The organism is Mesorhizobium intechi (genome assembly GCF_002879535.1).
GTDB classification, from domain to species: Bacteria; Pseudomonadota; Alphaproteobacteria; order Rhizobiales; family Rhizobiaceae; genus Mesorhizobium; species Mesorhizobium intechi.
This window is the reverse complement of sequence record NZ_PNOT02000061.1, coordinates 1-12,742: the sequence shown is the minus strand read 5'-3', so window position 1 is coordinate 12,742 and position 12,742 is coordinate 1. Positions and strand designations below refer to the sequence as shown.

15 protein-coding genes are annotated in these 12,742 nt (G+C 64.0%); 8 read left to right on the top strand and 7 right to left on the bottom strand.

Annotated elements, in window-relative coordinates; all coding sequences use genetic code 11:
* Nucleotides 1-34 precede the first annotated feature (34 nt).
* Both C1D09_RS05695 and C1D09_RS05690 read left to right on the top strand, forming a co-directional pair.
* A complete protein-coding gene (locus C1D09_RS05695; protein ID WP_143973388.1) occupies nucleotides 35-820 on the top strand; it encodes a ThuA domain-containing protein in 786 nt (261 codons plus the stop codon).
* 16 nt (nucleotides 821-836) lie between these two features.
* The gene (locus C1D09_RS05690; protein WP_143973387.1) at nucleotides 837-1,886 is read left to right on the top strand and encodes a Gfo/Idh/MocA family protein; all 1,050 of its coding nucleotides are present in this window, start codon (nucleotides 837-839) and stop codon (nucleotides 1,884-1,886) included.
* A 42-nt stretch (nucleotides 1,887-1,928) separates the two neighbouring features.
* On the opposite strand, the gene C1D09_RS05685 is transcribed toward C1D09_RS05690, so the two are convergent.
* The 7 genes from C1D09_RS05685 to C1D09_RS05655 all read right to left on the bottom strand — a co-directional run bounded on the left by C1D09_RS05685 (nucleotide 1,929) and on the right by C1D09_RS05655 (nucleotide 6,750).
* The gene (locus C1D09_RS05685) at nucleotides 1,929-2,240 is read right to left on the bottom strand and encodes a hypothetical protein (RefSeq protein WP_143973386.1); all 312 of its coding nucleotides are present in this window, start codon (nucleotides 2,238-2,240) and stop codon (nucleotides 1,929-1,931) included.
* Nucleotides 2,241-2,398: 158 nt separating this feature from the next.
* A complete protein-coding gene (locus tag C1D09_RS05680) occupies nucleotides 2,399-2,650 on the bottom strand; it encodes a DUF680 domain-containing protein (RefSeq protein ID WP_143973385.1) in 252 nt (83 codons plus the stop codon).
* A gap of 185 nt (nucleotides 2,651-2,835) precedes the next feature.
* Complete coding sequence (locus C1D09_RS05675) at nucleotides 2,836-3,480, bottom strand: TetR/AcrR family transcriptional regulator (protein ID WP_143973384.1); 645 nt, start codon at nucleotides 3,478-3,480, stop codon at nucleotides 2,836-2,838.
* Between the two features lie 110 nt (nucleotides 3,481-3,590).
* Complete coding sequence (locus C1D09_RS05670) at nucleotides 3,591-4,367, bottom strand: SDR family NAD(P)-dependent oxidoreductase (protein WP_143973383.1); 777 nt, start codon at nucleotides 4,365-4,367, stop codon at nucleotides 3,591-3,593.
* 12 nt (nucleotides 4,368-4,379) lie between these two features.
* Complete coding sequence (locus C1D09_RS05665) at nucleotides 4,380-5,414, bottom strand: phosphotransferase (RefSeq protein WP_143973382.1); 1,035 nt, start codon at nucleotides 5,412-5,414, stop codon at nucleotides 4,380-4,382.
* Nucleotides 5,411-5,896: a MaoC family dehydratase gene (locus C1D09_RS05660; RefSeq protein WP_010911413.1), complete on the bottom strand. Its 486-nt coding sequence runs from the start codon at nucleotides 5,894-5,896 to the stop codon at nucleotides 5,411-5,413. Before C1D09_RS05660 ends, C1D09_RS05665 begins: the two co-directional genes overlap by 4 nt.
* Nucleotides 5,897-5,934: 38 nt before the next feature.
* Nucleotides 5,935-6,750 carry an SDR family oxidoreductase gene (locus tag C1D09_RS05655; RefSeq protein WP_143973381.1) on the bottom strand — a complete coding sequence of 272 codons (816 nt, stop codon included), beginning with the start codon at nucleotides 6,748-6,750 and terminating at the stop codon, nucleotides 5,935-5,937.
* Nucleotides 6,751-6,864: 114 nt separating this feature from the next.
* On the opposite strand from C1D09_RS05655, the gene C1D09_RS05650 reads away from it, so the two are divergent.
* The 6 genes from C1D09_RS05650 to C1D09_RS05625 all read left to right on the top strand — a co-directional run.
* Nucleotides 6,865-8,106: an acyl-CoA dehydrogenase family protein gene (locus tag C1D09_RS05650; protein WP_143973380.1), complete on the top strand. Its 1,242-nt coding sequence runs from the start codon at nucleotides 6,865-6,867 to the stop codon at nucleotides 8,104-8,106.
* 56 nt (nucleotides 8,107-8,162) lie between these two features.
* Entirely contained in the window at nucleotides 8,163-9,200 is a 1,038-nt protein-coding gene (locus C1D09_RS05645; RefSeq protein WP_143973379.1) for a zinc-binding dehydrogenase, read from the top strand.
* 218 nt (nucleotides 9,201-9,418) lie between these two features.
* Nucleotides 9,419-10,600, top strand: coding sequence for a glycosyltransferase family 87 protein (locus C1D09_RS05640; RefSeq protein ID WP_143973378.1), 1,182 nt, complete (start codon nucleotides 9,419-9,421; stop codon nucleotides 10,598-10,600).
* Nucleotides 10,593-11,573 carry a glycosyltransferase family 2 protein gene (locus C1D09_RS05635; protein WP_143973377.1) on the top strand — a complete coding sequence of 327 codons (981 nt, stop codon included), beginning with the start codon at nucleotides 10,593-10,595 and terminating at the stop codon, nucleotides 11,571-11,573. The genes C1D09_RS05640 and C1D09_RS05635 overlap by 8 nt, the downstream gene beginning before the upstream one ends.
* Nucleotides 11,570-12,388 (top strand): ChbG/HpnK family deacetylase, encoded by an 819-nt coding sequence (locus C1D09_RS05630; RefSeq protein WP_143973376.1) that lies wholly within the window; start codon nucleotides 11,570-11,572, stop codon nucleotides 12,386-12,388. Before C1D09_RS05635 ends, C1D09_RS05630 begins: the two co-directional genes overlap by 4 nt.
* Nucleotides 12,385-12,742 (top strand): GtrA family protein (locus C1D09_RS05625; protein WP_143973375.1); only part of this gene is annotated, 358 nt, incomplete at its 3' end. The genes C1D09_RS05630 and C1D09_RS05625, both read left to right, overlap by 4 nt.

Below are 12,742 nucleotides of genomic sequence, written 5' to 3'. Positions count from 1 at the left end.
AGATGCGATATTCAAAGCGCTTTGGAGAGGAAAAATGCCGATAAAAGCTATTGTCTGGGGCGAGAACGTCCATGAACAGACCAATGCCGCCGTACGCGACCTCTATCCCTTGACCATGCATGGCACCATTGCCGCGGCGCTCAACCAGGACAAGGGCATCGAGGCAACGACCGCCACCTTGCAGGAGCCCGAGCACGGGCTGAGCGAGAAGCGCCTGGCCGGCACCGACGTGCTTTTGTGGTGGGGCCATGCCGCGCATGGCGAGGTCAAGGACGAGGTCGTCGAGCGCGTGCAGAAGCGGGTCTGGGAGGGCATGGGGCTGATCGTGCTGCATTCCGGCCATTACTCGAAGATATTCAAGCGGTTGATGGGCACGCCCTGTTCGCTGAAATGGCGCGAGGCGGGCGAGCGCGAGCGTGTCTGGGCGATCAACCGCGGCCACCCGATCGCGCAAGGCATCGGCGAATGCCTGGAGATCGGCGAGACTGAAATGTATGGCGAGCCCTTCGCGGTGCCGGAGCCGCTGGAGACGGTGTTCGTCTCCTGGTACGAGGGCGGCGAGGTCTTCCGGTCCGGGCTGACCTACCAGCGTGGCGCGGGCCGCATCTTCTATTTCTCGCCCGGTCACGAGACCTATCCGATCTACCACAATGAAGGCGTGCAGCAGGTGCTGCGCAATGCCGTGCTCTGGGCGCACAATCCGGCACCCGCTTGGTCCGGCATCACCAATGCGCCGAACGTGCCGACGGACAAGGCCAAGGAGAAGATCGTGCAGAAGGGCCTGCGCCTGCATGCCGACGGCGACAAGGGGTTGAGTTGATGGGGAACCTGATCTGATGCATCGCCTGCTCCTGCTCGGCACCGGCTGGATCGCCGGACATCATATCGAAGAGTTCGCAAAGGTTCGGGGCTGCAGCATTGTCGCCTGCGTCGATCAACTGCCTGGCCGCGCCGCGGCGTTTGCCGCTGCCAACGAGATCGGCGCTTCTTTCGAGAGCCTTGGAGCTGCCATCGCCTGGGGCGATTTCGACGCCGCCATCAACGCGACTCCGGACGGTGTGCACAAGGCGACGACGCTGGCGCTGCTTGCCGCGGGAAAACATGTCTTTTGCGAAAAGCCGCTGGCACCGAACCATGCCGATGCGCTTGCCATGACCGAAGCGGCCGAGGCCGCCGGCCTCGTCAACATGGTCAATCTCACCTACCGCAATTCCCCGGCGATCCAGCAAGCACGGCGTCTGGTGTTGGCGGGCACGATCGGGGAATTGCGCCATGTCGAGGCGAGCTACAAGCAGAGCTGGCTGGTCAGCAAATCCTGGGGCGACTGGCGCGTCGAGGACAAATGGCTGTGGCGACTGTCGACCCGGCACGGCTCGACCGGGGTTCTGGGCGATGTCGGCATCCACATCCTCGATTTCGCCACCTATGGCGCGGCCCAGGATATTGTCAGCCTGCACGCCGATCTGGTGACGTTTGCGAAGGCCGAAGGCGACCGGATCGGCGACTATGTGCTGGACGCCAATGACAGTGTGGCGATGACGGCACGGCTGGCATCCGGCGCGCTGGCGACGGTCATGGCGAGCCGCTACACAACCGGCCATGGCAATGACTTGTCGCTGACGCTGCATGGCACCAAAGGAGCGCTCAAGGTCGAGACCGATGGCAAGGCAGCGCGACTGTCGGCGTGCCTGGGAGAGGATGTCGATGTTCAGGTCTGGCGAGAACTGGCCCTGCCCGATGTGAAGCGTAACGCCCAGCGTTTTGTCGACGCGCTGGATGCCGGGCAGAATGGCGACCCGTCCTTCCGCCGCGCCGCCGACATGCAGAAGCTGATCGACGCTGCCTTCGAGAGTTCAGCCAGCAGGCTGCCGATCTCGGTCGGCTGACATCCGGCCATAGCGGCGCTTGGCAGCCTTGGCGCAAAGCGATCAGCCAGGATTGCCGTCGCGCCAGGCGGTCTGCCCCATCAACCGGTTCATGGTCGACAGATATTCGTCTTCCGAGGCCGACCAACGCAGCCTCGCCATTTCCTCGGCGTCCGGGCCGGTGAGATGGCGCCGGCGGGTTGATGGATGCGTCGCCGCCGCATGGATCGTCGCAACGATCTGTTCTTCATCCGCATCCGGGAGCGGGCCGTTCATCATCGACCGCATCATGTGGTCGAAGTAGAGCTTGTTGCCGGCACGGAAACGGCCTGTGACGCCTCCATGGTGTTGGCCGTGAACCTTGGTGGTGCGCATGGCTCCGGGTTCGACCAGCTCGAGCAGGATGTTCTGCGATTCACGTTCGGAGGACAGCGATTCCGACAGGCCTTCGATCGCATGCTTGGTCGCGGTGTACAGCGCCAGCTGTCTCGTCCATGCCCGGGGAAACCCCCGGGCGGGGTGTGCGGTCGATCTTAGAACGCGCTCGGCAGGATCCAGGGATTGATGCTGATGCCAAGGCGCGGGCCCTTGCCTTCATCGGTATTTTCCGCGGTACCCTTCTTCTCGACCGAGCCGGTCGAGGCGCAATCCAGCTTCATATTGGTCTTGGTGTCGACGCAGGTCGCGGCCGGCAGGTGCTTGACCGGCTGGGTGGTGGTGCCGGCGGCGAAGGCCGAGCCGGAAAGTGCCAGCACGGCGGCGAGGGTGAAGAGTGTCTTTTTCATCGTCAGTCTCCGCTTTGGACGGGTAAGTTAAACCGTACATGTACGGTGCTGCGTACACATACGTCCTCCGATCGCGAAGTTCAAGTCAAGATCGTACGCGTACGATAAACTTTTTGTTAACCAAGGATTTGCCCTCGGTTTGGCCGGGGGGTGGCGAGGAAGCGTGGAAACGAAGCAGATGTCGTTCAGCAGTTGACCGGTGTGTCGGTCAATGGCGGCACGTTCTGGGTGCTGAGTGCGGCCAGTTGGAAATCGCACATGCGTTTCACGAAAGAATGCGGGTCGCCGAACGGGTAGAAGGGAAAGGTGATCAGCAACGAGATCGTGCCGTGGCCGACCGCCCACAGCATCGTTGCGATGGCGCGCGCATCGCCGTGCAATTTTCCGGCGGCGACGCAGGCCTCGACCCGGGTGATCAGCGCCTTCATCGCCGGGTTGGCCTCGTGCATTTCTTGAAAACTCCGGCCTTCCGGCGGCCTCGTCTTTTCGGTCATGAAGACAGTGCGATATTCATTGGGATTGCCGAGCCCGAAAGCGGCATATTCGGTCATCACCGCCTGCAAAGCTTCGATCGGATCGTCTGACGAGTGCTCCTCGATGCGGCGGGCCAGCGTCTCGAACGCGTCTTCGGCAAGTGCAAACAGAATGTCCTGCTTGTCGGCGAAATAGGAGTAGACCGACATCGGCGCATAGCCGACCCGCTTGGCCAGCTTGCGGATGGTCAGGCCCTCATAGCCTTCTTCCTGGACGAGCTTGTGCGCGGCTGAGACCAGTTCGGAACGCAGCTCGGCCTTCTGTTTCTCGCGGCGTTTCTGGACGCTCAGCGGCAAGTCCGGTGCCTTTCGGTGGGGTTGGCGGTATCTGGCTAAATTATATACGCTGTACGGAAACGGACAAGGGCAGGGGAAGTTCCCAAACGGCATTGTAAAGGTGGCGGTGGTCAGATGGCGCCGACGCCGCCGTCTATGGCCAGTGCGTGGCCGGTCATGAAGGAGTTGGCCGGGTCGGCGGCGAAGAGGATGGCGGCGATGATTTCGTCGATCTCCGCCACGCGTTTCATCGGCACGCCGCGCGTCAGTTCGGCCAACGCCTCTTCCTCCGGGGCACGCGATGCGCGCACGAAACCATCCAACATTGCCGTCCTTGTGTGGGCCGGGCAGATGGCGTTGATGCGCACACCCTTGGTCGCATATTCGGCGGCCGCCGATTTGGTCAGCCCGACGACACCATGCTTGGCGGCGGCATAGACCGAGAGTTTCGGCGCGCCGACCAGGCCGGCGACCGAGGCGATGTTGACGATGGCGCCGCCCTTGGCCGTCGCCCTGAACTGCCGCTCCATCCACGGAATCTGGTGCTTCATGGCATAGAACACGCCAAGCAGGTCGATCTCGAGCACGCGGCGGGCCTCGTCCGACGGAATCTGCGGCAGGCGCACGAAACTCTGGACGATGCCGGCATTGTTCATTGCGACGTCCAGCCTGCCGAATCTTTCGACCGCCAGCCGGACCAGGTCCTCGGACAAGTTTTCGTCCGCTACGTTGCCGGCCAGGAACGCCGTCTCGGCGGGCAAGGTCGCGGCGAGATCGGCGAGCGCCTTTTCGTCGATGTCCGACAGCACCAGCCGTGCGCCCTCGCTGGCAAAGGCTTTCGCGGCACCCCGGCCAAGGCCGCCGGCCGCACCCGTGATGAGCACCGTTGCTCCGTCAAAGCGACCCATAATGGCTCCCTGTCATGTCTGCTTGTCGATCAGTCTTGCGGCGAGGTTCGACAGCAGCTTCACCGCCTCGCCATAGGTCCTGGCCTTTTCGGGATTGGAGGCATTGCCGTCCAGCGCGCGTTTGTAGACGCCCTGGCAAATCGCCGCCAACCGGAAGAAGGAGAAGGCGAGGAAGAAGGTCCAGTTGCCGATGCCGCCGAGCCCGCGCCGCCGGCAATAGGCAGCGACGTATTCTTCCTCGGAAGGCAGGCCAAGCGCGGCGCGGTCGACACCGCCCAGGCCGCGAAAGCCGGAAGCATGCGGCAGGCGCCATTGCATGCACTGATAGGCGATGTCGGCGAAGGGGTGGCCAGATGTCGACAGTTCCCAGTCGAGCACCGCGATGACCTTTGGCTGGGCCGGCGCGAAGATCAGATTGTCCAGCCGGTAGTCGCCATGCACCAGCGATATCAGCCCGTCATCCGCGGGCAGGTGCGTTTCCAGCCAGGCGATCAGCCGGTCCATGTCGGCAATGATGCCGGTTTCGGAGGCGCGGTACTGGCTGGTCCAGCGTGCCAGCTGCCGTTCGAAATAATTGCCTGGCCGGCCGAAATCGGAAAGACCCACCGCGTCGACATCGACATCGTGCAGGGCCGCGAGCGTGCCGTTCATGGCGTCGTAGATGGCGGCGCGTTCATCGTTGTCACGTGCCTCGGGCAATGCCGGATCCCAGAAGATACGGCCGTCGAGGAAATCCATGACATAGAACATGCGGCCGATCGGCGAGTCCTCGGTCGACAGATGCAGCATTTGGGGCACCGGAACGGCGGTGCCGGCAAGCGCCCTCATCACCCGGAATTCGCGGTCGACCTGATGCGCCGATTTCAGCAACTGTCCCGGCGGCTTGGCGCGCAGCACATAGCGGCCGCTGGCCGCCGTGATGAGATAGGTCGGGTTGGACTGGCCGGCTTTGAATTTTTCGATTGAAGCTAGCCCGGAAAAGCCGGGGATTTCCGCCTCGAGGTAAGGCGCAAGCGCCGCCTGGTCGAGCGCGTTGGGGTCGTTCATGCGGTCTCGGGCTGGCGTTCGATCAGCGTCAGCGTCAGCCAGCGGGCGGTCAGGGCCGGTTTCTTCGAGCCCTCGATCTCGATCGTCACGTCGTGCGCCGTCTGCACCCAGCCCGAGGGCCTCACCTTGACGTCGGCCAGCACGAAACGGGTGCGGATGCGCGCGCCGGTCTTCACCGGGGCCAGGAAGCGCAGTGAATCGAAGCCGTGGTTGACGCCCATCTTGCTGTTTTCCAGCGGCGGCATGGTCTCGAAGGTCATTGCCGAAAGCAGCGACAGCGACAGGAAACCATGCGCGATGGTGCCGCCGAACGGCGTCTCGCGCTTGGCTCGCTCGGGATCGCAGTGGATGAACTGATGGTCGTCGGTGGCGTCGGCGAACTGGTCGATCATGCGCTGCGTCACCACCCGCCACGGGGAAACGCCAACCTCCTTGCCGACACTGGCCAGAAGCACGTCGAGACTGATCGGTTCCACGCTCATTCCTCCAGTTCACCTCCGGCTTCTACGGCCGGAAAATGTCATTCCTTGAACAAGGTCAATCCATGCTGCACCGACTGCCCTCCATCGATCGGCAGGATGGCGCCGGTGACATAGCTGCCTGCACGGCTGCACAAATAGAGCGTTGCGCCGGCAATGTCATCCGGTGCGCCGATCCGGCCGATCGGGACACGGCCGCCGACATGTTTGGCCTGTTCGTCCGTACCGGTGGCAAAGGCCGTCATCCGGCTCTGGAAAGGGCCGGGGGCAAAGGCGTTGACGGTGATGCGGCGGGCGGCGAATTCGAGCGCGAGCGTACGCGTGAGATGATGCACCGCGGCCTTGGACGCCGTGTAGGAATAGGCGTCGTCGGCCAGCGGCTGTGTCCCCATCACCGAACCCAGATTGATCACCCGGGCCGGATTGGCATCGCTTGCCGCGGCTTCAAGCAGCGGCAGCAATTCGCGGGTCAGGTGGAAGACGGCGGTGACATTGACGCCGAACACCTTGGCCCATGCCGAATAGGGAAAGGCCTCCAGCGGCGCGCCCCAGGAAACGCCGGCGTTGTTGATCAGGATATCGAGTTTGCCGGTCCGCGCCTTGACCTCGGCGACGAGTGCGGCGATGCCGGCCTCGCTGGAGACGTCGCCGGCGAAGCCCTCGGCCCGGCCAGGGGCGCCAAGTCCGTTCAACGCGTTGGCGACCTTGATGCAATCCTCGCCCTTGCGCGAAGCGATCATGACGCTGGCGCCGGCCTCGACCAGCGCTGTCGCCGCCATGCGGCCGATGCCGGTCGCCGCGCCCGTCACCAGCGCGGTCTTGCCGGCTACCGAAAACAGCTCGTCGAGATAGGCCATTCCAATCCTCCGCGCTTTGCCCTGGGCAAAGAGTTCGCGTTGACAAGGCTATCCGAAGTACGGTCATCCTTGCCACGGGTAAATTGCCGGGCCTCGATGAAGGGTTAGCGACCGATGACGGAGATGAATCTCGGCATAACCGAGCGGCTGAAGCCGATCCACGCGCGCGTCGCGGCCATGGTGCGTGACGAGATCATGCCGCTCGACAAGGAATTCCTGGGCGAAGTGGGCAAGGCGGGCGACCGCTGGGTCTACAGTCCACGCCAGAGCGAAATTCTCGAAGGGCTGAAGAAGACCGCCAGGGAGCGCGGCCTGTGGAATTTCTGGCTGACCGGCTCGGAGCGCGGCTATGGACTGTCCACGGTCGAATACGCCTATCTGGCGGAGGAGATGGGCAAGGCGCATCTTGGCGCCGAAACCTTCAATTGCTCGGCTCCCGACACCGGCAATATGGAGGTGCTGGAGCGCTACGGCTCGGCCGACCACAAGAAGGCGTGGCTGGAGCCGCTTTTGGACGGAGAAATCCGCTCGGCCTATCTGATGACCGAGCCGGATGTCGCCTCGTCCGACGCCACCAACATCGCGATGCGCTGCGAGCGGCAGGGCGACGACTATGTGCTCAACGGCGAGAAATGGTGGGCCTCCGGCGCCGGCGATCCGCGTTGCGCCATCTACATCGTCATGGTCCGGACCGCTGGCGACGAAGAGCCGACACATCGGCGGCATTCGATGATCCTGGTGCCTTCCCACACGAAAGGCGTGACCAAGGTTCGGGCGATGCAGGTTTACGGCGACGACGATGCGCCGCATGGCCATATGCACCTGCGCTTCGACAATGTCAGGGTACCGGCAGCGAACCTGATCCTCGGCGAGGGCAAGGGTTTCGAGATCGCGCAAGGACGGCTCGGTCCCGGCCGCATCCATCACTGCATGCGCGCCATCGGCCAGGCCGAGATGGCGCTGGAGATGCTGTGCCAGCGCTCCGTGCGCCGCGAGGCCTTCGGGCAGAAGCTGGCGAAACTCGGCGCCAATTTCGACATCATCGCCGAATGCCGCATGGAGATTGAAATGGCCCGGCTGCTCTGCCTCAAGGCGGCATGGATGATCGACCAGGGCGATGCGCGCGCCGCTGCCCCCTGGATCAGCCAGATCAAGGTCATCGCGCCGCGCGTCGCGCTGAGGATCACCGACGAGGCGGTACAGATGTTCGGCGCGCAAGGGATCAGCCAGGACACGCCGCTGGCGCGGTCGTGGACACATCTGAGGACATTGCGTCTCGCGGACGGGCCGGACGCCGTGCATCGCCGGCAGGTGGCGCGGACGGAGCTGAAGAAGTACACGCAGGAGAAGCTCTGAGCAGCAACTCGGTCCGCCGCGCCAAGGGCGTTCCGCCAACACAAGGAGTGTCACCGATGACCATTCCCTCCGAAATGAAGGCGTTGCTGCTGGTCGGCGACGGCTACACCAAGACGCCGAGCGGCAGTGCGCTCGAGGCGATGGAGCCCTATCTCGAGCCGGGCCGCGTCGCGGTGCCGTCGCCAGGCCCGAGCCAGGTGCTGATCAAGGTCAGCCTGGCTTCGATCAACCCATCCGATGTCGCCTTCGTCAAGGGTCAGTACGGTCAGCCGCGCGTCAAGGGCCGGCCAGCCGGCTTCGAGGGTGTCGGCACGGTCGTCGCCGGCGGCGACGAGCCTTATGCCAAAAGCCTCGTCGGCAAGCGCGTGGCCTTCGCCACCGGCCTTAGCAACTGGGGCTCGTGGGCTGAATATGCCGTCGCCGAAGCGGCGGCCTGCATTCCGCTGCTCGATACGGTGCGCGACGAGGACGGCGCGGCGATGATCGTCAATCCGATCACCGCCATCGCCATGTTCGACATTGTCAAGCAGGAGGGCGAAAAGGCCTTCGTCATGACCGCCGGCGCCAGCCAGCTTTGCAAGCTGATCATCGGCCTGGCCAAGGAGGAAGGGTTCCGGCCTATCGTCACCGTGCGCCGTGATGAGCAGATCGCGCTGCTGAAGGAGATCGGCGCTGCCCATGTGCTCAACGAGAAGGCGCCGGATTTCGAGGCCACGCTGCGCGAGGTGATGAAGGCGGAGCAACCGCGCATCTTCCTCGATGCTGTCACCGGGCCGCTGGCCTCCGCTATTTTCAATGCGATGCCGAAACGGGCGCGTTGGATCATCTATGGCCGGCTCGACCCGGACGCCACCATCATCCGCGAGCCCGGCCAGTTGATCTTCCAGCACAAGCATATCGAGGGCTTCTGGCTGAGCGAATGGATGCGGCAATCCAGGGAGCGGCGCGGTCCAGCGATCCTTGAAGCGCAGAAGCGCTTTTCCGATGGGCGCTGGTCGACCGACGTGACGGCCGTCGTGCCGCTCGCCGAGGCCATCGCGCGGGTGCCGGCGGAACTGGCCAAGCCCAACGGCAAGGTTTTCATACGGCCCTGATGCTGTTCGAAGCCGCGCCGGAAGCCCGAATACGAGGCTTTCGGCGCGTCTTTCCTGTCAGGACGCCCCGGCGTCCAGGCATCCGCAGCGGCCCGCCGATGTCACAAGCGCGTCCTTCAGCCCTCTATGCCTCGCCGCTTTGTCCGTGATATGCCGCCGCCATCGTATGCCGGGACAGTGCTGGACTGAGCCTGTTTCGGGTGTCGCGGGGTGTCTTGATGTCGATGTCCAAGCCGGTTTTCGACCGTTTGGGATTTGGCCTGTGGATCGGGGCGTTCCTGATCGTTCTTGTGCTGGTCTTGTGGTCTCCCCACACGCGGACGGTCTGGCAAGCCTATGTAGACGGCAGTGAGGCGCTGTTGGCCCGCCAGCCGCTCTACAATACCCAGTCCGAGATGGGATATCTCTACGCGCCGGCCTTTGCCGCGCTTTACGTTCCGTTGGTGAAGCTCGGTCCGCATCTGGGCGGGCCGGTGTGGCATACGATCGGCTTCGCGGTGCTGACCTTTGCCGCGATGCGACAGGTGCGCAAGCTCGGCGGCGGGGAATTGCCATGGCTGCTTTCCTTCGGACTGTTCCTGGCCCTGCCGATGGCGCTGGGGGCGATCCGCAACGGACAGGCGACGATACTGCTGACCGGTGCCTGCTGGCTTCTCACCTTGTCGGCGCTTGAAGGACGGCGTGCCGAGACCTTCTTCTGGGCTTCGGTTGCCATCATCGCCAAGCCGACCGCGATCATCACCCTGTTGTTGGTGGGCGCCCTGCGTTTGCGGCTGATACCGGTGCTGGTGCTGGCGGTGCTGTTCGTGCTCGCCTTGCCCTATGCGTTCGCTCCCGCCAGCTACCTCAACGACCAGTACCGTGCTTTTGGCGGGATGTTGACCTCGATGGCTGTCGACAATACCAGCCACTTTGTCCCCACCGATTTCACGGCGCCCTTCACCAAAATCGGGCTGCCCATGCCGGAATTCGGCGCCACCGTCGTGCGCATCGTCATGGCCCTGTTCACGCTTTCATTCGTCATCTGGTTCGACCGAAAGCTCGAACGCGGGACGGCGGGTCTCGCCATCTTCCTGACGGCCACGTTCTACATGTGCGTCTTCAACCCGCGCGTCGAGCCCAACACCTATGCCATGATCGCCGTGCCCGCCGGTCTCGCTATCGCCTTGTTGTGGCGCGAGGAACGAGGGGGTGTCCTGGCTTCGGTGCTGTCATTGGCCCTGTTCCTGACGGGGCTGACCGGCGTCGAACGCCATATCCAAGATTTAACGTACCCCTGGTTCCGGCCGATTGCGGTCACCTTTATCGCCGGCTCCCTGATCTGGTGGTTCTGGGCCAAGGCTCCCGGCAAGGTGACGCGAGACAAGGTGATGAATGAAAGGCCTGTCGCAAATGGCTGAGTCGCGGCCCGTTCTCGATATCGTCGCGCCGTTCTTGAACGAGGCGCAATCGGCATCGGCCTTTGCCGCATTGCTCGACGAGCTCGAAGCCGAAGTGTCGCAACGTTTCGGCATGGACGTCCACAAGATCCTGGTGGATGATGGCAGCCGCGACGACGGCGCCCAGCGATTTTCACAGGCGCTGTCGGGTTCCTGGGAGATCGTGCGGCTCAGCCGTAATTTCGGCAAGGAAGTCGCGGTGCTCGCCGGCCTCGACCAGTCGCGCGGCGCAATGGCACTGGTCATGGACGCCGACCTCCAGCATTCCATGGACACCAGCCTGAAGATGATCGCCGAACTGGTGGAGAATCCGGATATCGACGTCGTCTACGCACAGAATGACCGACGTGAGGCCAGTTGGCGGCGCAGCCAGCTGGCGAAGCTGTTCTACGGCCTGATCAACAGCAGCCAGCGTTTCGACATTCCAGAAAATGCCGGGGACTTCCGCGTCATGCGTGGCGCCGTGGTGCGCGCGCTGACCAGCCTGCGTGACAAAAGGCGCTTCAACAAGGGCCTGTTCGCCTGGGCCGGCTTCCGTCAGAAAGCCATGACCTATTCGCCGGAAAACCGTGTCACCGGCAAGTCGAAATGGAGCCGGCTGAACCTGATCGCCTTCTCGCTGGAAGGGTTTACGTCCTTTTCCGTCATCCCGTTGCGCATCATCAGCCTGAGCGGGATGCTGGCGGCGTTGGCGGGCATCATCTACGGAGCCAAAGTGTTCTTCGAGGTGATGTTCTACGGCATCGCCGTCCCCGGCTATCCCAGCCTCATGGTCGCCGTCGTCCTGCTCGGCGGCCTCAACCTCACCTTGCTCGGCCTGATCGGCGAATATGTCTGGGTCACGCTTTCGGAAAGCAAGGACCGCCCGGTCTATATCGTGCGCGATGTCGTGCGCGGCGTTTCGGACAGGCCGCCAGGCGCATCCGGCGCATGACGCGGCGCATCCGCCTGATCGCCGACGATTACGGCCTGGCGCCCGGCGTTTCCGCTGGAATTCTCGATCTGCTCGATCGCGGTCGCCTGACCGGCACCAGCTGCATGACCGGCTTTGCGGAATGGCCCGATGCGGCGGAGCGTATCAAGCCGCTGTGCGGGCGCGCGGCGGTCGGGCTGCACCTGACCCTCACCGACCAGCCAGCCGTCACCGGCCGGTCGAGCCTGGCGCCGGAAGGGCGGCTGCCGCCGCTGCGTTCGCTGGCGCTGCCGGTGCTGGGCGCCAGCATTGACGAGCGGGATGTCCATGCCGAGCTCGACGCGCAGCACAGCCGCTTCGTCGAGGCGCTTGGCCGCCAGCCCGACTTCATCGACGGGCATCAGCACGTGCATTTCCTGCCCGTCGTTCGCGCATGGCTGCGGACGCATTTTTTCGAAGCCGGCGGCAGGCCGGCGCTGCGTGGCGCTCCGGCGCTGGGCGATGCCGTCGTCGCGCCGAAGGTCGCGGCAATCGCCGCCGTGGCCGCCGGCTTCAACCGGTCGATGGCCCGCGCCGGCTTCACCCTTTTCGAGCCGCTCGCCGGCATCTATGACTGGCGGCAGCCCGAACGGTTCGCGCCGGTTCTGCAGGCCGCCCTCAAGGCGCTGCCGGAACGAGGCCTGTTCATGTGCCATCCCGGCCATGTCGACGACACGCTGCGGGCGCGCGACCCGATGCAAGGCGTGCGCGAGGTGGAATACGCGCACCTTGCCTCGGATGCATTTGGCGACAGCCTGGTCCGCGCCGGCGTCGAGATCATGGACGGCAAGGGATGAGCGACGCGGACCAGCCTCGGCGTTCGACCGGCAGCAAGATCGTGCGTTTTGCCATAGTCGGGCTGGCGAATACGGCGATCGATCTTGCCGGCTTTTTCCTGCTGCTCAACCTGCACGTTCCGCCGCTGCCGGCCAACGTCATCTCATGGTCGGTCGCCGTCATCTTCTCTTTCGCGGCGAACGGCTTCTGGTCGTTCGAGCGCAACCAGGCCATCCGGCTGCATGACGCCTTCCTGCGTTTCGTCTCGCTTGGTGCGCTGATTTCGCTCGGCGTCTCCAGCCTGTCGATCGCACTTTTCGCCAGTGTTGCCGGCGTGTGGCCGGCGAAGATCGGCGGTGTCATCGTGGCGGCGG